Annotated in this window: 18 protein-coding genes and 2 pseudogenes; 16 read left to right on the top strand and 4 right to left on the bottom strand. The window is 62.1% G+C overall.

Features of this window, described 5'->3' with window-relative positions:
* Positions 1 to 14 precede the first annotated feature (14 nt).
* The 4 genes from ilvD (at position 15) to C6558_RS31605 (ending at position 7,301) form a co-directional block, all read left to right on the top strand.
* A complete protein-coding gene (gene ilvD, locus C6558_RS31615; RefSeq protein WP_057224363.1) occupies positions 15 to 1,688 on the top strand; it encodes a dihydroxy-acid dehydratase in 1,674 nt (557 codons plus the stop codon).
* A gap of 319 nt (positions 1,689 to 2,007) precedes the next feature.
* Positions 2,008 to 2,349, top strand: a complete 342-nt coding sequence (locus tag C6558_RS39775) for a hypothetical protein (protein WP_146160926.1) — start codon at positions 2,008 to 2,010, stop codon at positions 2,347 to 2,349.
* Positions 2,350 to 2,363: 14 nt separating this feature from the next.
* Positions 2,364 to 6,413 carry a cadherin-like beta sandwich domain-containing protein gene (locus tag C6558_RS31610; RefSeq protein WP_107028131.1) on the top strand — a complete coding sequence of 1,350 codons (4,050 nt, stop codon included), beginning with the start codon at positions 2,364 to 2,366 and terminating at the stop codon, positions 6,411 to 6,413.
* Between the two features lie 294 nt (positions 6,414 to 6,707).
* Positions 6,708 to 7,301, top strand: coding sequence for a DUF2809 domain-containing protein (locus C6558_RS31605; protein WP_245449239.1), 594 nt, complete (start codon positions 6,708 to 6,710; stop codon positions 7,299 to 7,301).
* Here C6558_RS31605 and C6558_RS31600 read toward each other — a convergent pair whose 3' ends face one another.
* Positions 7,302 to 7,877 (bottom strand): TetR/AcrR family transcriptional regulator, encoded by a 576-nt coding sequence (locus C6558_RS31600; RefSeq protein WP_025429531.1) that lies wholly within the window; start codon positions 7,875 to 7,877, stop codon positions 7,302 to 7,304.
* Between the two features lie 133 nt (positions 7,878 to 8,010).
* Here C6558_RS31600 and C6558_RS31595 point away from each other — a divergent pair, with 133 nt between their 5' ends.
* Both C6558_RS31595 and C6558_RS31590 read left to right on the top strand, forming a co-directional pair.
* The gene (locus tag C6558_RS31595) at positions 8,011 to 9,216 is read left to right on the top strand and encodes an MFS transporter (protein WP_025429530.1); all 1,206 of its coding nucleotides are present in this window, start codon (positions 8,011 to 8,013) and stop codon (positions 9,214 to 9,216) included.
* Between the two features lie 121 nt (positions 9,217 to 9,337).
* Positions 9,338 to 9,607, top strand: coding sequence for a hypothetical protein (locus C6558_RS31590; RefSeq protein WP_057207631.1), 270 nt, complete (start codon positions 9,338 to 9,340; stop codon positions 9,605 to 9,607).
* Positions 9,608 to 9,703: 96 nt separating this feature from the next.
* Here C6558_RS31590 and C6558_RS31585 read toward each other — a convergent pair.
* Positions 9,704 to 9,988 (bottom strand): annotated as a pseudogene (locus C6558_RS31585) (hypothetical protein); the annotation flags it as partial.
* A 128-nt stretch (positions 9,989 to 10,116) separates the two neighbouring features.
* Positions 10,117 to 11,439 carry an MFS transporter gene (locus C6558_RS31580; RefSeq protein ID WP_057207630.1) on the bottom strand — a complete coding sequence of 441 codons (1,323 nt, stop codon included), beginning with the start codon at positions 11,437 to 11,439 and terminating at the stop codon, positions 10,117 to 10,119.
* 264 nt (positions 11,440 to 11,703) lie between these two features.
* Here C6558_RS31580 and cyoA point away from each other — a divergent pair, with 264 nt between their 5' ends.
* The 6 genes and pseudogenes from cyoA to C6558_RS31550 all read left to right on the top strand — a co-directional run bounded on the left by cyoA (position 11,704) and on the right by C6558_RS31550 (position 18,164).
* Positions 11,704 to 12,894, top strand: a complete 1,191-nt coding sequence (cyoA, locus tag C6558_RS31575) for a ubiquinol oxidase subunit II (RefSeq protein ID WP_057207629.1) — start codon at positions 11,704 to 11,706, stop codon at positions 12,892 to 12,894.
* 32 nt (positions 12,895 to 12,926) lie between these two features.
* Entirely contained in the window at positions 12,927 to 14,930 is a 2,004-nt protein-coding gene (gene cyoB, locus C6558_RS31570) for a cytochrome o ubiquinol oxidase subunit I (RefSeq protein ID WP_025429526.1), read from the top strand.
* A gap of 1 nt (position 14,931) precedes the next feature.
* Positions 14,932 to 15,555 carry a cytochrome o ubiquinol oxidase subunit III gene (gene cyoC / locus C6558_RS31565; RefSeq protein ID WP_025429525.1) on the top strand — a complete coding sequence of 208 codons (624 nt, stop codon included), beginning with the start codon at positions 14,932 to 14,934 and terminating at the stop codon, positions 15,553 to 15,555.
* Positions 15,552 to 15,959 carry a cytochrome o ubiquinol oxidase subunit IV gene (cyoD, locus tag C6558_RS31560; RefSeq protein WP_025429524.1) on the top strand — a complete coding sequence of 136 codons (408 nt, stop codon included), beginning with the start codon at positions 15,552 to 15,554 and terminating at the stop codon, positions 15,957 to 15,959. Before cyoC ends, cyoD begins: the two co-directional genes overlap by 4 nt.
* A gap of 15 nt (positions 15,960 to 15,974) precedes the next feature.
* A complete protein-coding gene (locus C6558_RS31555) occupies positions 15,975 to 16,724 on the top strand; it encodes an SURF1 family protein (RefSeq protein ID WP_107028130.1) in 750 nt (249 codons plus the stop codon).
* Between the two features lie 130 nt (positions 16,725 to 16,854).
* A pseudogene (locus C6558_RS31550) lies at positions 16,855 to 18,164 on the top strand (MFS transporter).
* Between the two features lie 46 nt (positions 18,165 to 18,210).
* Here the strand turns inward: C6558_RS31550 and C6558_RS31545 are convergent.
* On the bottom strand, positions 18,211 to 18,498 hold the full coding sequence (locus tag C6558_RS31545) for a barstar family protein (protein WP_025429521.1): 288 nt from the start codon (positions 18,496 to 18,498) through the stop codon (positions 18,211 to 18,213).
* A 237-nt stretch (positions 18,499 to 18,735) separates the two neighbouring features.
* On the opposite strand from C6558_RS31545, the gene minC reads away from it, so the two are divergent.
* The 4 genes from minC to C6558_RS31525 all read left to right on the top strand — a co-directional run bounded on the left by minC (position 18,736) and on the right by C6558_RS31525 (position 21,846).
* Positions 18,736 to 19,479, top strand: coding sequence for a septum site-determining protein MinC (gene minC / locus C6558_RS31540; protein ID WP_057207625.1), 744 nt, complete (start codon positions 18,736 to 18,738; stop codon positions 19,477 to 19,479).
* Between the two features lie 31 nt (positions 19,480 to 19,510).
* On the top strand, positions 19,511 to 20,326 hold the full coding sequence (gene minD, locus C6558_RS31535) for a septum site-determining protein MinD (RefSeq protein WP_025429519.1): 816 nt from the start codon (positions 19,511 to 19,513) through the stop codon (positions 20,324 to 20,326).
* Positions 20,323 to 20,586, top strand: a complete 264-nt coding sequence (gene minE, locus C6558_RS31530) for a cell division topological specificity factor MinE (RefSeq protein ID WP_025429518.1) — start codon at positions 20,323 to 20,325, stop codon at positions 20,584 to 20,586. Before minD ends, minE begins: the two co-directional genes overlap by 4 nt.
* Before the next feature lie 159 nt (positions 20,587 to 20,745).
* Complete coding sequence (locus tag C6558_RS31525; protein WP_199197074.1) at positions 20,746 to 21,846, top strand: NAD(P)/FAD-dependent oxidoreductase; 1,101 nt, start codon at positions 20,746 to 20,748, stop codon at positions 21,844 to 21,846.
* Position 21,847 lies beyond the last annotated feature (1 nt).

Raw genomic sequence — 21,847 nt, 5'->3', positions numbered from 1 at the left:
CGAGGGAGCAAATCATGGCCTGCAACGAGCGCTCGAAACACATAACGCAAGGTGTCGCGCGATCCCCCAACCGGGCGATGTATTATGCGCTCGGCTACGAGAAAGCCGATTTCGACAAACCGATGATCGGTATTGCCAACGGTCATTCGACGATCACGCCCTGCAATGCCGGGCTGCAGCCGTTGGCCGACGCCGCTGTCGCTGCCATCAAGGCTGCCGGTGCAAATCCGCAGATCTTCGGCACGCCGACGATTTCCGACGGCATGTCGATGGGCACCGAAGGCATGAAATATTCGCTTGTGTCCCGCGAGGTCATCGCCGACTGCGTCGAAACCTCGGTACAGGGACAGTGGATGGACGGCGTGCTCGTGCTCGGCGGCTGCGACAAGAACATGCCGGGCGGCATGATCGGTATCCTCCGCGCCAATGTGCCGGCGATCTATGTCTATGGCGGCACGATCAAGCCTGGCCACTGGAAGGGGCAAAGCCTTTCGATCGTCTCCGCCTTCGAAGCCGTCGGCGCCTTCATGGCGGGCAAGATGAGCGAGGAGGATTTCGACGGCATCGAGCGCAATGCCTGCCCGTCGACCGGCTCCTGCGGTGGCATGTACACCGCCAACACCATGAGCTCGTCCTTCGAGGCGCTTGGTATGTCGCTTCTTTACTCGTCCAACATGGCCAATCCAGACCAGGAGAAGATGGAGAGCTCAGCTCAATCCGCCAAGGTCCTGGTCGAGGCGGTCAAGAAGGGCATCAAGCCGCGGGACATCGTCACGCGCAAGTCGATCGAAAATGCCGTGGCCCTGATCATGGCGACGGGCGGATCGACCAATGCGGTGCTGCATTACCTCGCCATCGGGCATGCGGCGGAAGTCGAGTGGACACTGGACGACTTCGAGCGCGTTCGCCGCAAGGTCCCCGTCCTCTGTGACCTCAAGCCGTCGGGCAGATACATGGCCGTCGATCTGCACAAGGCGGGCGGCGTGCCGCAGGTGCTGAAGATCCTTCTGAATGCAGGTCTTCTGCATGGCGACTGTTTGACGATCACAGGCAGGACGATCGGGGAAGAGCTTGCAGCCGTTCCGGACGAGCCGCGGTCGGATCAGGATGTCATCCGGCCCTATGAAAGACCGATCTACCGCGAGGGCCACCTCGCGGTGTTGAAGGGGAATCTGGCCGAAGGCGGTGCCGTCGCCAAGATCAGTGGTTTGAAAAGCCGAGTCATGAGCGGGCCCGCGCGCGTGTTCGAGGACGAACAATCGGCGATGGATGCCATCCTGTCGGACCGGATCAGGCCAGGCGATATCCTCGTTTTACGTTACCTCGGCCCAAAGGGCGGCCCGGGAATGCCCGAGATGCTCGCGCCAACTTCGGCGATCATCGGCAGGGGCCTCGGCGACAGCGTCGGCCTTATCACCGACGGCCGCTTCTCGGGCGGCACCTGGGGCATGGTCGTCGGCCACGTCACGCCGGAAGCTTTTGAAGGCGGCACGATCGCGCTGGTAGAAGAGGGCGACCGCATCGTCATCGACGCCCATCAGCAGCTGCTGCAACTCGAAGTGGATCCGGAAGAGCTGGCAAGAAGGCGCACCCAGTGGCGGCAGCCGGAACCGCGCTACAAACGCGGTGTGCTGGCAAAGTTTGCAGCGCTGGCGCGCCCGGCCAACGAAGGGGCGGTCACCGGCTGAATGTCATCCTGGCTTCGGTCCGTCGCTCAGATGTGCCGGGTCTGCGAAAACGCCATGCTGTTGTTTCCAAAGTCTGAAACGGCGTCGGTCTTTCGGGCCGATGCTCTCATGAAAAGACCCATGCTGCCTTACTGCGACTTTTTAGCGCCTGCCCAGCCAAAGCCCCGCAGGCGCTGCCGGCCCTATTCGTTAAAGGGCGGCTAACGATAGGAGAATGCGACTTTACGTATATTTGAAATGGGGCTTGGCCCGCTCTTGCCCAATTGCTAGTTGTGTGCTGGGGAAGCCCGCTGGTGATTCATGCGGGAGGGGTAAGATCTTGTCGCGTTTCGTTTCTGTTCTGTGGGCGTTGTTCGCCCTGTTTGTCGTTGCGTTGTGTGTGCCGCAAGTGGCGATGGCCGCTCCGTCAGATGGTTGTACGGCGATCAATTCGACCTGGGGTACGGGTAAAATGCTCGCGGCCGGAGCTGAGCTATGGGATCAGTCCCTCCTTCTGAATGCTGGCGAAACGATTACGTATCACGCGACGACTTCCGGCAGTTTGAATGCGGGCAATGATCGTTATAGCGGAGCGGGTTTTGCGCTCTACACGAAGGTCCCCCGACAAACTACGGTATCATCGTTGAAGAGTACGCAACATCGGTTAGTGAACTCAACCTGACCGGCACGCACACAGTGCCCGCCAGCGGCGAGTATGTCGTCTATGCCTGGAGCAACGTCAGCGGCGCGACGATACAGGCGACGGTGAGTTGCGTAGCACCGCCGTCGACGGATGCCACCTTGGCCAGCTTGTCGCTGACCGGAACCTCCCTGTCTCCGACGTTTGCGCCGGGCACGACATCCTATACGGCCTCTGTTCCCAATACGACGGCGTCGCTGACGGTGACACCCACGGTCAATGACGCGGGGGCGACCATCACGGTCAACGGAGTGGCCGTTGTTTCGGGGACGGCCTCTGGCCTGATCCCCCTTGCCGTCGGTTCGAACACGCTGACCACGGTGGTGACGGCCGAAGACGGCACGGCATCGAAGACCTACACGGTGAACGTGACCCGTGCGGCTTCGTCGAATGCCGACCTCGACAGCATGATCTTGAGTGATGGCACGCTATCGCCATCGTTTGCCGCAGCAACGACATCCTATACGGCGTCGGTGCCGAACGCGACGACGTCGCTGACGGTGACGTCAATGATCGGCCATTCGGCGGCGACATTGACGATCAATGGCGATCCGGTCGCCTCGAATGCGGCTTCCGGTGCGATTGCGCTCAATGTCGGCTCGAACACGGTGACGGCGGTGGTCACGGCCGAAGATGGCACGACCGTGAAAACCTATACCGTTACGGTGACACGCGCGCCTTCGGCAAATGCCGACTTGTCCGGCCTGGACTTGAGCGCCGGCACGCTGTCGCCGGCCTTTGCCTCCGGCACGGTTTCCTACACGGCTACAGTTCCCAATGCGGCGGCATCACTGACCGTGACGCCCACGGTCAGTGACACGACGGCGTCGGTCACAGTCAATGGGGTCGCCGTCGCGACGGGTACAGCTTCGGGCACGATCGCGCTTGCGGTCGGCACCAACGTCCTGACGACGGTGGTGACGGCCCAGGACGGTACGACGAAAACATATACGGTAACGGCGACGCGGGCCGCCTCTGCAAATGCCGACCTGTCGAGCCTGAGCCTGAGCGCCGGCACGCTATCTCCCGCCTTTGCGTTCGGTACGACCACCTACACGGCCTCGGTCCCCAATGCGACGACGTCGCTGACGGTGACGCCAGGGGTAAGCGATACGACAGCGACGATTACGGTCAATGGGGTGGCCGTCTCTTCGGGTGCAGCCTCGGGCACGATCGCGCTTGCGGTCGGAGCCAATGTCGTGACGACGGTCGTCACCGCTCAGGATGGCACGACGGTGAACACCTACACGGTGACGGTAACGCGTGCTGCGTCGTCGAATTCCGACCTGTCCGGCCTGGGCTTGAGTGCAGGCGCACTGTCTCCGGCGTTCGCATCCGGCACAACCAGCTACACGGCTTTCATTCCGAATACGACGACGTCGCTGACCGTGACGCCTGATGTCAGCGATACGACCGCAACGGTCACCGTCAATGGCGTGGCGGTGGCTTCGGGCGCTGCCTCCGGCTCGATCGCGCTTGCGGTCGGTCCGAATGTGCTGACCACGGTCGTGACAGCCGAGGACGGTACGACGAACACCTACACGGTCACAGTGACGCGCGCGCCGTCGACGAATGCAGACCTGTCCGGCCTGTCGCTCAGCAGCGGCACGCTGTCTCCGGCGTTTGCGACGGGCACGACGGCCTACACGGCCTCGGTCCCCAATGCCACGGCCTCATTGACGCTGACGCCGACCGCAAGCGATGCGACGGCGTCCATCACTGTCAACGGGGTAACAGTCGTGTCGGGTGCTGCCTCGGGCTCCGTCACGCTTGCGGTCGGCACCAACGTCGTCACGACGGTGGTGACGGCCCAGGATGGCACGACGCAGACGTCTTACACGCTGACGGTCACTCGTGCGGCCTCGACGAACGCCGAGTTGTCCGGGCTCGGCCTAAGCAGCGGCACGCTGTCACCGACATTCGCATCGGGCACGATGTCGTACACGGCTTCGGTTTCCAACGCGACGGCGTCGCTGACGGTGACACCGCTGGTCAGTGACGCAACGGCGACGGTGACGGTCAACGGCGTGGCCGTCGCGTCGGGCACCGCGTCCGGAGCGATAGCGCTTGCGGTCGGCTCCAACACGGTGACGACCGTGGTCACGGCCGGGGATGGTACGACGCAGACGAGCTACACTGTTATCGTGACCCGTGCGCTTGCCGCTTCGACCGACGCCAATCTGTCGGGCCTGTCGTTGAGCATCGGCACGCTGTCTCCGGCCTTTTCGTCCGGCGCGACGTCCTATACGGCGTCGGTTCCAAATGCGACGGCGTCGTTGACGCTGACGCCGGTGGCAAGCGATGCGGCGGCGACAGTCACCGTCAACGGAGCGCCGGTCGCATCCGGCGCAGCTTCTGCCTCGATCCCGCTCTCAGTCGGCTCGAATACGCTGGCCACGGTCGTGACGGCGGAGGATGGCACCGTGAAGACCTATACGGTGACCGTCACCCGCGCCGCGCCAGCGGCCAACTTCACGTTCACGCCGGCGGCGGGCGCTCTTCCACCGGCGATGGCCGGCGAGAAATACGCGCAGCCGATATCGGCCGCGGGAGGTACCGGCGCTCTGCTCTACGCGGTGAGCGGCGGCACCCTTCCCAAGGGCATGGTCCTCAACGTTTCCACGGGCGAGTTGACCGGACCGCTGAGCAACGATGCCGAGGTCACGGATTACAGCTTTACGGTTTCCGTCACCGATGCCGCCGGCAGCACGGCGAGCGCCGCCTATACGCTGAAGGTCACGGCTCGCGAGGTCAGCGTCGCCGACCAGATCGTCAACGTTCCCGCGGGCTCATCGCCGCCAAATGTGTATTTGAATGGCGGGGCGACCGGTGGACCGTTCAGCGACGCGCAGGTCCTTACCGTGAGCCCCGCCAACGCCGGCAAAGCGGAGATTATCGAGGGGGAGCTGGCCCAGGTCGGTGCATTCGCTCCGGTTGGCTATTACCTGAAGTTTACACCGGATCCTGCTTTCGCCGGCCAGGCAAAGATCGGATACCAGCTGACGGCCGCCGCCGGAGCGTCGAATGTCGGTGTGATCACCTACAACTTGAGCTTCGACGCAGATGCCGTCATCGGCGAGATCGATTCACTGGTGCGAGGCTTTGTCCAGACCCGGCAAAATCTCCTGGCGTCAAGCATCCAGGTGCCGGGCCTGCTGGAGCGGCGCCGACTGCAGGCCGGAACCGACCCGGTGACGATGCGTCTGTCGCCCTCGACGGATGGGGTCGGCATGAGCTTTGCCACCAGCTTGGCTCAGCTCGAAGCGGCGAGAAACGCTGCAGACGGTATCGAAGGCGGCGAAGTTTCGCCGTTCAACGCATGGCTTGACGCCACGATGATGCTCCACAATCGGGAGCAGAACGATGATCGGTGGGGCGGCTTTGGCCTTCTTTCGGTCGGCGTTGATTATCTGCTCAACGAAAAGGCGCTGGTCGGGTTCTCGTTCCATCTCGATCATATGACCGATCCGACGGATGACGACGCCGAGATCCGTGGCACAGGCTGGCTTGCCGGACCGTATACGTCGCTCGAACTGGTGACGGGCATCTTCTTCAATACCAGTCTTCTCTATGGCGGTTCCAGCAACGATATCGATACCGCCTTCTTCGACGGCTCCTTCGATAGCAGCCGATGGATGTGGGACAGCTCCATCACCGGCCAATGGGACCTCAATGAGGAGACGGTCGTGATGCCGAAGCTGCGCGCCGTTTACCTCAATGAGAATGTCGAAGACTACGGCGTTCAGAATGTGGCTGGCGGCGATGTCGCTCTGGAAGGATTCACCCTCGAGCAGTTCCGGGTGAGCCTCGGGGCCGAGATCGAGCGGCAGTTTAAACTGGAGAACGACATGACGCTCAAACCACGGCTCGGTGCCGCGGCCGGGTACTCCGGTCTCGATGGCAATGGCATGTTCGGTTCGGTGTTGGCTGGTTTGTCTCTGCAGGCGAACGAGAGCTGGGTTGTCGACGCAAACCTGCGCGTAACCGTGGAAGGCGATGGTGAGACCTATGCTGGTGCGCGCTTGGGGGTCGGCGGACGATTCTAGAGTGTCGCATCGTGCGTTTCCGCGGCTCCGCCTGAAGCGGAAACGCACGATGCGAATCCCTGGCAAAAAGATCAGATTGCACGACTTTCCGCAGCCGCTGTCGCAGAGATAGCGGCTGTTCGATCGAAAATGAGCACCGCCTTATTTCGATGACGAGCCGTCTTCGGCGGGCAGCCTCCTCGACGTTTCCTTGCGTCGCTCAATTGCGGATTGCTGATCGTTCGTCCGCCTGCTCTCGACGCGTGCAGCAGGGTCGAATGCGGCCTATAGCCCCAAATCGAACGGAAGCGTCAGATGAGGCCTGCGGGATGGCTGATGGATTTTGTGAAGGACAACGCAGCTGGCGTAAACGGCTGCGAGATTTCCGAACTCAGTAGCGTTGTGCTGCCGGCCTCTGCTCTTCTGACGGCGGCCGACGACTACGCGCCATTTGCCGATCCGCATCGCTCGACAGACGGGTCGCGTGTGGTTACATCGCTTGCCATGGAACTCCGCTTCAACCGTACCGCCTTCTTATTTTCCATCCTTCTGTTCGTCGTCCTCGTCGTGCTGGCAACGCGTGGGGCCGGATGGGGTTGGGTCCGCAGTTTTTCCGGCGATGTCCTTGCCGTGATGTGGGTGTACTGCACGCTGGCATCGGCGGTGAAAGCTCGACCCCAGCTGCTCGCCGGTATCGCCTTCCTGCTAGGCGTGGCGATCGAGCTTGCGCAGTATCTGGCGGCCAGTTTCGATATCCGCATTTCCAATCCCGTCTTGAGGATCGTGCTTGGAGCCACGCCGGACTGGTGGGATGTGCTCGCCTATGCGCTGGGTGCGGTCCTCGTGTTGGCCATCGCAATGCTCGGCCGCTTCCGGCACCGCCGTCACGTCGGTGCATACGCGCTTTGATCAGACGGAAGCGGGCGCTTTCGAAACCAGTCCCATTGCGCCCGAGACCAGACGCGCGACATGTGCCGTATCCGGCGCCTCGCCGAAAAGGATGCGGTACATGATCGGTGAGACGACGCGGTCCATGACGGCGTCGACCTCAGGAAATGCTTCGCCACGGTCCGCAGCGCGTGCTGCGATCACCTCAATCTGCTGCTTGGTGAAGTTGCAGCACTGATAGGCGCCGCTGCCGTCCTGCGCTGCCAGCACGTCACGTATCATCTCACGCCCGGGTTTCGAGGACATTTCCTCGGCGTATTGTTCGGCCCAGGCCAGAAGATCCTTGCCACCATTTCCGGTATCGACCGGCTGCATGTCGGGTTTCAGCCGTTCGACAGCGACATCTGCCAGGAGTTCCTGGATGTCGCCCCAACGGCGATAGATGGTCGAGGGCGTGACGCCCGCTTCGACGGCGATCATCGGAATGGTGATCTCTGCGCGCTCCATTCGTGTCATCAGAGCCTGAACGGCCCCGTGCACCGACGCCTGTACCCTGGCGCTTCGCCCGCCTGGACGGGGACCTTCCCTGCCTGCCATTCCAACCCTTCCTTCCGCGTGCTGCGCATGGATCAGAAACTTTCACTGCACCATAAACGCAAATTATTTGCTTTTATCGGCGTTCGTCCCTACATCACCTAAACGCAACGATTTAGCGTTAAGGGCTATATAGATGTTCTCCTCTGCCAAATCCAGTGAGAGTGGCGGTCCGGCCGCCAACCCCATCGCCTTCCACGCGGTCACGCTTGCCACGTTCTTCGGCGCGTCGGCGGCACCAACGCCGCTTTACCGCATCTACCAGGAGAGCTTTGCCGCCTCGCCCGTGATGATGACCGGCATCTTCGCGGTCTACGCCTTCGCGCTTCTGTCCGCCCTGCTGATCGCCGGTTCGATATCCGACCATCTCGGCAGGAAGCCGGTGATTTTCGTTGCGCTGCTTCTCGAAATCGTGGGGATGGCGCTCTTCGTCGTTGCCGACGGACCGCCCTGGCTGATCGCGGCGCGTATCGTCCAGGGGTTTGCGACCGGCATTGCGGGCGCCTCTATCGGTGCGTCGCTGGTCGACGTCGATCGCGGCAGGGGCCAGCTCGTCAATTCGCTCGCGCCGCTGATCGGCATGGCCGTTGGCGCATTGGGCACCAGCGCGCTCATTCAATACGGGCCGTTTCCGCTTCACCTCGTTTATGGCCTGCTCCTGATCGGCTTTGCAGTGCTGGCGCTCGCGATATGGCTGACGCCGGAGACCGGCGGCAGACGCAGCGGCGCGCTGTCTTCGCTGAAGCCGACGATCGCCATTCCGCCTCAGATCAAGCGACCGCTGGCACTGGTGACGCCGATCAACATCGCCAACTGGGCGCTTGGGGGCTTCTATCTCTCGCTGATGCCCTCGCTCGTCGCGTCCGTCACCGGCAGCCGGGCACCGCTGACCGGTGGAGCCGTTGTCGCCACGTTGATGGCAGCCGGTGCCGTCAGCGTCTTCCTGCGCCGCTCGCGCAGTCCCCGGGCAAACGTGGCCTTCGGCGTCTCGGCCACGACCGCCGGTATGCTGATCGTGGTTGCCGGCACGCACCTCGCAAATGTGCCGGTCATGACCCTTGGCACCTTGCTAACCGGAGTCGGTTTCGGCACCAGCTTCCTCGGCATCATGGGCTCGATCATGCCGCTCGCCAAGGCGGATGAGCGCGCCGGGCTGCTTTCTGCCTTCTACATCCAGAGCTATCTCGCCTTCAGTCTGCCGGCGATGGCTGCAGGGTTTCTTGCAAAGACACTGGGCTATCAAACGACCACCGACATCTACGCCGCCGTCATCATCGTCACCGCGGTTGGAGGGCTGATGGCAAGCCGCGAGCGCCGGGCAGGGGTGTCGGCGGTTTCGTGATTGATCGTCGACGCCTTAGTTCGAGCGAGGAAAGTGTTTCACGATGGAATAGAGCTTCGTGACGCCCGTTATTCCTTCGGACCGGAGATACCGGTTCGCTTTTCAAGAAGGAGTTACGGGCATGAAGAACCACTGGAAATTGGGCGCCGCCCTCATCGCCGGCGTAACCGCCCTTGCCGGCACTGAGGCGCAGGCAAAGCAGAGCACCGCGCCGGTGCAATCCGTCGGCAGGCAGGCGGGCGGCCACAACGACGGCACGATCATTGGCAACAGCTCCTCCAACTCGTCGAGCAACTCCAGCTCGAATTCATCATCGAACAGCTCGTCCAATTCCAGTTCGAACGGCTCAGACCGCACGTATCGCTCCGGCAAGCTGTGGCATACGCGCTGACAGATGATCAAAAAAATTGAGCGGGGACCGGTGGACCGGTCCCCGCTTTTTGACGTTGGCAGCAGGTCAGCGCGTGGCCCGTGCCATCTTTCGATACCAGCCAGCCTCGACGTTTCGCCCGTCGTCGCGGATTTCGAGACGCACCGTGGCGGCCAATGGCAGGATCCAGCCTGATGTCATCGCGTCCAGGAATGGCATGCAGCGCTTGATGGTCAGGCCGTTGTCTCTGGCGGAAAGGTGCTGCGGGTCAGCTGCGGGCAGCCTGCGATACCATTCCGGCAGACTGGTTTTGGCGGCCACGGGCGGGGCGATGACCCCCAGGTCTTCCGGCTGGCAGAGGAATTGGATGCGTGGCGGTTCTTTCTTCCAAAAGTGCAACATGCCCGTTCTCCGTTCGGATGGGCGGAAGAACGGTCGGCGTCAGGGATTATTCCCCGTTCATTCAAAAGAACGCAAAGGCAGGCTGGACGGTAGCGTCAGATGCGGAGCCGAACCGCCGCAAGGGCGGATCAGTTCTGGTCGAGCGCCCGGGTGAGGCTGAGCGCTACCAGCGTGCAGATTGCACCGGAGATCAGATAGCCGCCGATGAAGACGATGCCGAAGCTGGTCGCAAGTCCAAGCGCCACCAGCGGTGCGAACGCCGCGCCGACGAGCCAAGCCAGGTCGGAGGTGAGTGCCGCTCCGGTGTAGCGGTAGTACTGGGTGAAGCGCGAGGAAACAGCGCCGGAGGCCTGGCCAAAGGTGAGGCCGAGGACGCCAAAGCCGATTAGGATATAGGCGTCCTGCCCGGCCCCGCCGGCGTCAAGAAGGAAGGGTGCGGAGAAACTGAAGATAGCGATCAGTGTCGCGCCGATCATCAGCTCGTTGCGGCGGCCGACGCGGTCGGCGATCAGGCCCGACACGATAATGCCGATCACGCCGACGGCTGCGCCTGCGACCTGGACCAGCAGGAACCGGGCAGCCGACTGTCCGCCGTTCAGGATGACCCAGCTCAGCGGGAAGATCGTCACCAGATGGAACATCGCAAAGCTTGCCAAAGGCACGAAGGCGCCGAGCACCACGTCCAGCGCGTGTTTGCTCAGCATTTCGAACACTGGCCGGGCTTGCAGCTCCTGTGCCTCCATCGCCGCGCCGAATTCCTTGCTGGCGACGATGCGCAGCCGGGCAAACAGCGCCACGACGTTGATCGCAAAAGCGACGAAGAACGGGTAGCGCCAGCCCCAGGAAAGGAAATCCTCCTCGGAAAGATTGGCGACGAAATAGCAGAAGATGATGCTGGCGAGGGCAAAGCCGATGGGCGCGCCGAGCTGGGGGATCATCGCATACCAGCCGCGGTGGTCCGGCGGTGCGTTGAGGTTGAGCAGGGATGCAAGCCCGTCCCATGCGCCGCCGAGCGCAAAACCCTGTCCAAGTCGGAAAAGCGCCAGCAGCGCCACCGCCCAGTAGCCGATGGTCTCGTAGCCGGGCAGAAAGGCAATCGAGGCCGTTGAGCCCCCGAGGATGACAAGGGCGATGGTCAGCTTGGTGCCGCGTCCGTAGTTGCGGTCGATCCACATGAAGACGAGTGAGCCGACCGGACGCGCGATAAAGGCCAGCGGAAAGATCGCAAACGACATCAGCGTGGCAGCGACCGGACTGGGAGCGAACGGGAAGATGAGCTTCGGGAAGACCAGGATCGAGCCGAGGCCGTAGACGAAGAAGTCGAAGAACTCCGACATCCGGCCGATGACCACGCCAATGGCGATGCTGCCTGGTGACAGTGGCTTGTCGTCATGGATGCGACGGGCGTCCCGCTCAAGGCCTGAAGACGTAGGATTGACGACCGAGCTCATGAATTCCTCCCGGCGATTTGTGCCGCCTCGTCGAAATGTTGATCAATCAACGCCCGAGATCAAGGAAGCGGCGAAAAAAAACGTGAACTCGTCGGCATCTTCCCAATGGTCAGCCGGCGAGGATGCACTAGATTGGGCATTTGCGGACGTCGCTGTCCATTCTGCTGCGATGCGACAGAATGTTGCAGTGCGACGAACGACCTCATTCCGCCGAGCCTGATACGCGATTAGTGCCGACTAGACAAAACGCAAATGGAGCCCGAAATGCCCACTCCATTGAAGCTCGCCGGACGATCGGCCGTTCTTCTATCGACCCTGGCCCTTGCCGGGTGCGACCTGGTCGTGATGTCGCCCTCCGGCGATATCGCGGCACAGCAGAGAGATCTGATCGTCGTTTCGACGATCCTCATGCTGATCATCATCGTGCCGGTGCTTTTCCTGACGCTGTTCTTCGCCTGGCGCTACCGCCAGTCCAACACGGCTGCCAAATACGATCCGGAATGGCATCACTCCACCGGGCTGGAAGTCGTCATCTGGTCTGCGCCGCTGGCGATCATCATTGCGCTCGGGGCCGTCACCTGGATCAGCACCCACAAGCTCGACCCCTACAGGCCGCTCGACCGGCTTGACGCCAATCGGCCTGTCCCCGCCGAGACGAAGCCTCTGACCGTCGAGGTCGTGGCGCTCGATTGGAAATGGCTGTTCTTCTATCCGGACTACGGCATCGCCACCGTCAACGAGATGGCAGCACCGGTGGACGTGCCAATCAATTTCAAGATCACCGCATCCTCGGTGATGAACTCCTTCTACGTCCCCGCCCTTGCCGGCATGATCTATGCAATGCCGGGCATGCAGACCAAGCTGCACGCCGTTATCAACAAGCCGGGCGAGTATGAAGGCCTGTCGTCCAACTATAGCGGCGACGGCTTCTCGCACATGCGCTTCAAGTTCCATGGGTTGGACCAGGCGGGCTTCGATCAGTGGGTCGCAAGGGTCAAGCAGAACGGCACCATGCTCAATCGCGACGCCTACCTGAAACTCGAAAAGCCGAGCACGAAGGAACCGGTCCGCTACTTTGCCGGCGTCGAGGACGGGCTTTACGACGCGGTGCTGAACATGTGCGTGCGCACAGGCCAGATGTGCATGAACCAGATGATGCACATCGACATGATGGGTGGCGCCGGCGTGGAAAGCCACGAAAACCGCGCCAAGCTCGAGCACGACAACCGCCATGCCGGGGAAACGGGCCATGCGGGCGAAGCAGCACCGGGCGCCACCTTCCCGGCGACGGGCAATCCTTCGAAGAGCGAAGAGCCGGCCGAAGGCATCGACAAAGAGCCGCAGACGATGAACCACGACATGCACAACATGCACGGGGATCAAGCGGCGCCTGCCGGGAACCAAGCCGGTCCGGCGCCCGCACAGTTGAACAACGCCGGCACCACGAAGCCCTGACGCCCGCATTTCAAGAGAATTTGGATAGCCCTATGTTCGGTAACACCAACCTCACACAATTCATCTTCGGGCGGCTCACCTGGGAAGCGATCCCCTATCACGAGCCGATCCTGGTCGCGACGTTCATCGCCGTGGCGATCGGCGGCATCGCCGTCCTGGCGCTGATCACGAAATACAGGCTCTGGGGCTACCTCTGGACCGAGTGGTTCACCAGTGTCGATCACAAGAAGATCGGCATCATGTATGTGATCCTAGCGCTCATCATGCTGCTGCGCGGCTTTGCCGACGCGATCATGATGCGCCTGCAGCAGGCGATCGCCTTCAACGGCAACGAGGGCTATCTCAATCCGCACCACTACGACCAGATCTTCACCGCACATGGCGTGATCATGATCTTCTTCATGGCCATGCCCTTCGTCACCGGCCTGATGAACTATGTCGTGCCGCTGCAGATCGGCGCGCGCGACGTCTCCTTTCCGTTCCTCAACAATTTCTCGTTCTGGATGACGACGGCCGGTGCCGTGATCATCATGATGTCGCTGTTCGTCGGCGAATTCGCGCGCACCGGATGGCTTGCCTATCCGCCGCTGTCGGGCGCCGATTATAGTCCCGGCGTCGGCGTCGACTATTACATCTGGGGCCTGCAGGTCGCGGGTGTCGGAACGACCTTGTCCGGCATCAACCTGATAGCGACCATCGTCAAATTGCGCGCACCGGGCATGACGCTGATGAAGATGCCGGTCTTCACCTGGACGTCGCTCTGCACCAATATCCTGATCGTCGCCACTTTCCCGATCCTGACGGCGACGCTGGCGCTGTTGTCGCTCGACCGCTACGCCGGCACCAACTTCTTCACCAATGACCTTGGTGGCAACCCGATGATGTATGTGAACCTCATCTGGATCTGGGGTCATCCGGAGGTCTACATTCTCATTCTGCCGGCCTTCGGCATCTTCTCGGAAGTCGTTGCCACCTTCTGTGGCAAGCGGCTCTTCGGTTACGCCTCCATGGTCTATGCGACCTGCGTGATCATGATCCTGTCCTATCTCGTCTGGCTGCACCACTTCTTCACCATGGGGTCCGGGGCATCGGTCAACGCCTTCTTCGGCATCACCACGATGATCATCTCGATCCCGACGGGGGCGAAGATGTTCAACTGGCTCTTCACCATGTATCGCGGCCGCATCCGCTACGAAGTCCCGATGCTGTGGACCGTCGGCTTCATGGTCACCTTCGTCATCGGCGGCATGACCGGCGTCATGCTGGCCATCCCGCCTGCAGACTTCGTGCTGCACAACTCGCTGTTCCTGATCGCCCACTTCCACAACGTCATCATCGGCGGCGTCGTGTTCGGCCTGATGGCGGGTCTCGTCTACTGGTGGCCGAAGGCCTTCGGCTACAAGCTCGATCCGTTCTGGGGCAAGATGAGCTTCTGGTTCTGGCAGATCGGCTTCTTCTTCGCCTTCATGCCGCTCTACGTGCTCGGCCTGATGGGCGTTACCCGCCGCGTGTCGCAGTTCGAGGACCCGTCGCTGCAGATCTGGTTCGTCATCGCCGCCTTCGGCGCCGTGCTGATCGCGCTCGGCATCGCCTCCTTCGTCGTCCAGCTCGTCGTCAGCTACCTCAGGCGCGATCAGCTGCGCGACACGACGGGCGATCCGTGGAACGCCCGGACGATCGAGTGGTCGACCTCCTCGCCGCCGCCGGATTACAACTTCGCCTTCACACCCGTCGTGCACGATCACGACAGCTGGTACGATATGAAGAACCGTGGCTACGAGCGTCCGCTCGGCGGCTTCAAGCCGATCCATATGCCACGGAATACCGGAACCGGCGTCATCCTCGCGGGTCTCAGCGTCGTCCTCGCCTTCGCGCTGATCTGGTACATCTGGTGGCTGGCGATCGTTGCGTTCGTTACCATGCTGGTCGTGTCGATCGGCCACACGTTCAACTACAAGCGGGATTTCTACATCCCTGCCGAGACCGTCACCGCAACCGAGGACGCCCGGTCCGAACTTCTGGCGGAGCGCACCTGAGATGGCGAACAAGACCCAAGTCGAAGCAACCGAAGCGCCGCAGTTCTACCTGGAGGAAGAGCACCATCCCGAAGGCAGCACCATGCTGGGCTTCTGGATCTACCTGATGAGCGACTGCCTCATCTTCGCCGTCCTCTTCGCCACCCATGGCGTGCTCGGGCGCAACTATGCGGCCGGTCCGTCGCCGGCCGATCTGTTCGATCTGCCGCTTGTTGCCATCAACACGGCAATGCTGCTGTTCTCCTCGATCACCTATGGTTTTGCCATGCTCCAGATGGAGCGCAACGCCAAGATGGAGACGATCTTCTGGCTTGGCGTGACCGCCGTGTTCGGCCTGGCGTTCCTCGGGCTGGAACTCTACGAGTTCTATCACCTGATCCTTGAGGGGGCAGGCCCGACACGCAGCGCGTTCCTGTCGTCGTTCTTCACGCTCGTCGGCACCCACGGCCTGCACGTCACCTTCGGCATCATCTGGATCGTGACGATGATGGTGCAGGTCAAGATGCATGGCCTGATCCCCGAGAACCGTCGCCGCCTGATGTGCCTGTCGATGTTCTGGCACTTCCTCGACGTCATCTGGATTGGCGTCTTCTCCTTCGTCTATCTGATCGGAGCCATCGGATGAGCTCACAGCCAAACAGCCTCACCCATGAAGATGCCGGCCAGGCCCATCACGGCCACAGCCACGGCCACCAAGCCGGCCACGGCTCGTTCAGAAGCTACATGATCGGCTTCGCGCTTTCCGTCGTCCTGACCGCCATTCCCTTCTGGTTGGTCATAGGCGGCGTGTTCGATAGCAAGCTGACGACGGCCGTCTTCGTCATGGGCCTCGGGGCCATCCAGATCGTCGTGCACATGATCTTTTTCCTGCACATGAACCCGCGTTCGGAAGGCGGCTGGACGATGATGGCGCTGATCTTCACGCTCATTATCGTCGGCATCGCGCTCGCCGGCTCGCTGTGGGTCATGCACCATCTGAACGTCAACATGATGCCGATGACGCACGAAATGATGAAGAACATGCCATGACGGTCCGTTGACGGCATGGCGATGAATGGGGGAGCGGCGAAGATCGAAGTGGGGGCAGAGCCTGTCCGCGCTCGCACCATTCTCACCGTCGCCCTGTCGGTGCTGATGGTGGCTTTCTTCGCCCTCGGCTCCTGGCAGGTGCAGAGGCTCTTCTGGAAGCTCGAGCTGATTGCCCGCGTCGATGCCCGGGTTCACGCCGAACCTGTTCCGGCTCCGCCCCCGGCCGAATGGCCCGGTATCAGCGCGGAAAAGGACGAATACCGTCGCGTAACCACGACCGGCGTCTTCGAGCACGAGAAGGAAGTGCTGGTCCAGGCGGTCACCGAGCGTGGCGCCGGCTTCTGGGTGATGACGCCGATTGTCCAGGACGACCGGTCGACCATCCTGATCAACCGTGGCTTTGTTCCGCTCGATCGGCGCGATGCTGCCGCCCGCTCCCAGAGCCGGACTTCCGGTGTTGTCGAGGTTATCGGCCTCTTGCGAATGCCGGAACCGGGTGGCGGCTTCCTGCGTTCCAACGACCCGACAGCCGATCGCTGGTATTCGCGTGACGTCGTTGCGATCGCCAGGGCCCAGGACCTGGCGAATATCGCACCTTATTTCATCGATGCCGACGCCACGCCCCATCCGGGTGGTCTCCCTGTCGGCGGGCTGACGGTGGTCAGCTTCCGCAACAGCCATCTCGTCTATGCGGTAACCTGGTATGTGCTGGCACTGCTGTGTGCGGCGAGCATCGTTGTCGTTTATCGCTCGCGGGCGGGCTGAAGGCTTGGCGATTGTGCGTCGGCGCGGATAGGTTTCACGAATGACGGACATCTCTCGGGTGCGATAGCCGCAGATGCATCCTCGCCCGAACAGCCGCGCCACCGATTAACGATAAGCACAAAGGCCTCCCATGCAGTCAGTCAGCATCGAACAGGGCATCGAGGCCGCCGGCGTCGGGCTGTTCCAGCGTCGCCTCTTCGTCATCTTCGGCCTTGTCTGGGCGGCAGATGCTATGCAGGTGCTGGCAATCGGTTTCAGCGCGCCGTCAATTGCTGCGACGTTCGGCGTCACCATCCCGCAGGCTCTGCAGTCGGGCACGTTCTTCTTTCTCGGCATGCTCGTCGGTGCCTTTGTTTTCGGGCGGCTCGCCGATCGCATCGGCAGGCGACCCGTGCTGTTCATCGCGATCATCATCGACGCAATTTTCGGCATCGCGTCGGCCTTTGCACCCGACCTTACCTGGCTATTCGTGGCCCGTTTCCTCACCGGGCTTGGGGTTGGCGGCACGCTGCCGGTCGATTACGCATGATGGCTGAATTTCTGCCGGCCAACCGACGGGGGCGCTGGCTGGTGCTGTTGGAGGGGTTCTGGGCCATTGGGACCGTTGCATTGGCGATCCTGGCGCTTGTGGCTGGCAGTCATGGCAGCGAGGCTTGGCGGATCATCTTTTTCATCACCGGCATTCCGGCGTTGATCGGTGTCGTCCTGCGCTTCTACGTCCCGGAATCGCCCTTTTACCTGAACCGGCAGGGACATTCGACCGAGGCCCGCAGCGTGTTGCAGCGCATCGCTGATGTGAACGGACGGGATGTCGCCATCCCGCCGATCGTCCCTCAGGCTGCCGAGCGCAAATCGATCACAGCACTTCTATCGCCTGCGCTTCGCCGCCGGACGATCTTTCTGATGTCGGCGTGGCTGCTCATTTCCATATCCTACTACGGCATCTTCGTTTACTTGCCGGTCAAGCTTGCCGGCGAGGGCTTCGGTTTCATACGCGGCGAAGTCTTTCTCGTCGTTCTGGCACTGGCCCAGTTGCCCGGTTACGCGTTGGCTGCCTATGGCGTGGAACGCTGGGGGCGGAAGGCAACATTGATCGGCTTTCTCCTCCTCAGCGCGGCTGGCTCCCTGGCCTATGCTCTTGGGCAGAGCATAGGGCTTGTCGTTGCGGCCACGCTGTTGATGAATTTTGCCCTGTTGGGCACGTGGGGTGCGATCTATGCGTTGACGCCGGAAATCTATCCGACGAGCCTGCGCGCAAGCGGCATGGGCACGGCCGGCGCAATCGCCCGTGTCGGCGGGTTGCTTGCGCCGTCGATGGTTGCCCCGATCATGGCGACCAGTTTCACGACCGCGCTCGGCGTCATTTCGGGCCTGCTACTGCTTGCGGCGCTGAGCGTGTCGCTGATCGATGCCGAACCCCGCAACAAGGGTCTCGCGTGAGAGGTGAGATGCAGCCTGTTCCAGTGCTCGCCTTTGATGATCTCGACTACTTGAACTCAATCACGACGACGGTCGCGGCCCGCGCGATATTCTGCAAGCCATCCAACAGGGATACGCCACTGCCGGTCTTGATGTGGCTGAGCGCTGCTGCATTTTTGAACGTCAGTTTGCATCGCCCGGGATAGCCCGGCCCGCCGCCCTCGACCGCGTCCCAGAACGCGTCGAGGTTGCAGCCAAAGTCTTGACCAGCCGCAGGATTCGTCACGGCAAGGTAGCGGCGCCAGAGATCCGCATCGGTTGCAATCCCCTGACAATCGATGACAAAGTGCTTCATTCATTCTGCTTTCGAGAAACCGCCGTCGGCACCAATAGGGCACCGGCGTACCCGGTTCAATCGGCCGTGGTGCACCCGATGGCAGATCATTCGCGATGAAGCGTACAACGGTCCTGCTTGCCGAAGTTGTGTCGAGGCAAGCCGTTCGAAAAGCCCGCCTGCGAGAAGCGGCAGGCGCCTGTTAACCAATTGTTAACCATCCGTCGCCTAGATCACGGCAACGAAAAATTAACGAAGATGATCAAAGTGCTAACAGACGCTCGTTCGATCCGTATCAAGGGCCGCTCGTTCCTGAGCCTCGCGCTGTCGCCCGAGCTTCCACTCGATTCGTGGCTGACGCGGCTCGACGATCTGGCCGCTCGCTCGGCGGGTTTTTTTCTCGGCCGACCCGTAGTGCTTGATATCGTCGACCTCGAAATCGACCGGCCGCAGCTGAAGGGCCTGCTCGAAGAACTCGCCAGCAGGAACGTCCGCGTCCTGGGCATCGAGGGCGGACGTCCCTCGCTGTTCGAGCCGGGCATGCCACCCTCAATGAGAGGCGGGCGGCCGGCGCCGGAATTCGAGGCGGCGGCGGGCGAGTTGATCGCCGGTGAGCCGAAGGCACCTGAGGCTGTCTCCGTCATCGGCCAGGAAACGCCGGCGGCCAGAGCGAGCGCGTCGATCATCGTCAGGGAGCCGGTTCGTTCCGGACAATCGGTGATCTTTCCGGAAGGCGATGTCACCGTGATCGGGTCGGTCGCATCCGGCGCCGAAATTATCGCCGGCGGTTCGATCCATATTTACGGAGCGCTCCGGGGGCGGGCGCTGGCGGGTTCCGTAGGCAACACCTCGGCGCGGATCTTCTGCCGCCGGCTGGAGGCAGAACTGCTGGCCATCGACGGTGTCTACAAGACCGCCGACGACATGGCGTCCGAGCTTCGCGGACAATCGGTGCAGCTTTGGCTCGAAGACGACTCGATCATGGCAGAGAGACTTAACTGAGCCGGTGCCGGCCAGGAAACAGGAGCGGAAGATGGCGAAAGTAGTTGTTGTTACATCGGGCAAAGGCGGCGTCGGCAAGACGACGTCGACCGCTGCTCTCGGCGCAGCGCTCGCGCAGCGCAACGAGAAGACCGTCGTCGTGGATTTCGATGTCGGCCTGCGCAATCTCGACCTCGTCATGGGTGCCGAGCGCCGTGTCGTCTATGACATGGTCAACGTCATTCAGGGTGACGCCAAGCTACCGCAGGCGCTGATCCGCGACAAGCGCCTGGAGACGCTCTTCCTGCTGCCGGCATCGCAGACCCGTGACAAGGACAGCCTGACGCCGGAAGGCGTGGAGCGTGTCATTAACGACTTGAAGAAGCATTTTGACTGGATCATCTGCGACAGCCCTGCCGGGATCGAGCGCGGTGCAACGCTTGCCATGCGCCATGCCGACATGGCCGTGATCGTGACCAATCCGGAAGTTTCCTCGGTTCGCGACTCCGACCGGATCATCGGTCTGCTCGACGCCAAGACAGAGAAGGCCGAGCGGGGAGAACGGGTCGAGAAGCACCTGCTCCTGACCCGCTACGATGCGCTGCGCGCCGAACGTGGCGACATGCTGAAGGTCGACGATGTCCTGGAGATCCTGTCGATTCCGCTGCTCGGCATCGTTCCCGAGAGCATGGACGTGCTCAGGGCATCCAACATCGGCGCCCCGGTGACGCTCGCCGACAGCAAGTCTGCTCCGGCGCTTGCCTATCTCGACGCTGCTCGCCGGCTTGCAGGCGAAACCGTGCCGATGACCATCCCGGGTGAAAAACGCGGTCTGTTTGGCAAGATCTTCGGACGGAGGGCAGCATGAGCATTTTCAGTTTCTTCAAAAAGCAGAGCTCGGCCCCGACGGCGCGCGAGCGCCTGCAGGTCTTGCTGGCGCATGAGCGCGCCTCCGTCGGCCAATCGGATCTCGTTGCGCTGCTGCGGGAAGAGATCCTCGCGGTCATCTCCAAGCACGTTCAGATCGACGACGACAAGGTCACCGTCAAGATGGACCGCGGCGAACACGTGACGACGCTGGAAGTCGACATCGAGATCCCGCTCGCCGCCGGTGCACGGGCGGCCTGAAAGCGGGTCCGCAGTATATGACGTCAGGCAGCAGGGGATGTCGATGGTTCAGATCATCCGTTCCTGTGCTGCCTGACGTATCCCGTCATGCTGTGCTACTGCATCGTCTTGCAGCACCCTTGGCGTCCCATTTGACGCACGGCGCTGTTGAGGTCCGCCATGTCCCATGAGCAAGTGGAATGCATTGTCGCGGGAGCCGGCGTCATCGGGCTGGCCGTCGCTCGCGTGCTTGCTCAAGCCGGCCGTGAGGTGATCCTCGTCGAAGCGGCCGATCGCATCGGCAGCGTAACGTCGTCGCGCAACAGCGAAGTGATCCACGCCGGGATCTACTATCCGGCGGGCAGCCTGATGGCGCGCTTGTGCGTCGAAGGCCGGGCCCTGCTCTATGCCTATTGTCGCGAGCGCGGCATCCCCCATCGGCAATGCGGAAAGCTGATCGTGGCGACCTCGGCCTTGGAGCTCGAGCAACTGCCTGATATCGCGGCGCGCGCGGCGCGAAATGGTGTGCCTGATCTCCGCCAAATCTCGGCCGCGGATGCGCGTGTCCTCGAACCGGCGCTCGCCACCGCTGGCGCGCTGCTGTCGCCGGTAACCGGCATCATCGACAGCCACGCCTACATGATGTCGCTGCTGGGCGATGCCGAGAACGCCGGCGCGGTCTTGGCGCTCAACAGCCCCATCGAGCGAGGCAAGATGACCGATGGCGGTATCGTCATCGACGTCGGCGGCGCCGAACCCATGAGCCTTGCCTGCCGCCTGTTCGTCAACGCCGCAGGCCTCGGCGCACCGATGCTTGCGCGCCAGCTTGAGGGCATGCCTCTCGGGCTCGTGCCGAAAGAGTACTATGCCAAGGGCGACTATTTCTCCCATGTCGGCAGGGCGCCGTTCTCGCGACTGATCTATCCCGTGCCGGTCAAGGGTGGTCTCGGCATCCATCTAACCATCGATATGGCCGGCCAGGCCCGTTTCGGGCCTGATATCGAGTGGGTCGATACATTGAACTATGACGTCGATCCGGCGAAGGCCGCATCGTTCTACGCCGGTGTCCGCCGCTATTTTCCTGACCTGAAGGACGGCGCGCTCGTGCCGGCCTATTCCGGTATCCGGCCAAAGATCGTGCCGCCGGAGGTGGCAAGCCAGGATTTCGTCGTGCAAGGACCAAGCGTGCACGGCGTGCCCGGACTGATCAACCTGTTCGGCATCGAGTCGCCCGGCCTCACCGCATCCCTAGCGCTGGCGAAGCTTGTGGCAGAAATCTAGG

This window comes from Ensifer sp. NM-2, assembly GCF_003024455.1.
In the GTDB taxonomy this organism is placed as follows: Bacteria; Pseudomonadota; Alphaproteobacteria; order Rhizobiales; family Rhizobiaceae; genus Ensifer; species Ensifer canadensis.
This window is presented reverse-complemented; position numbering and strand designations above follow the sequence as displayed.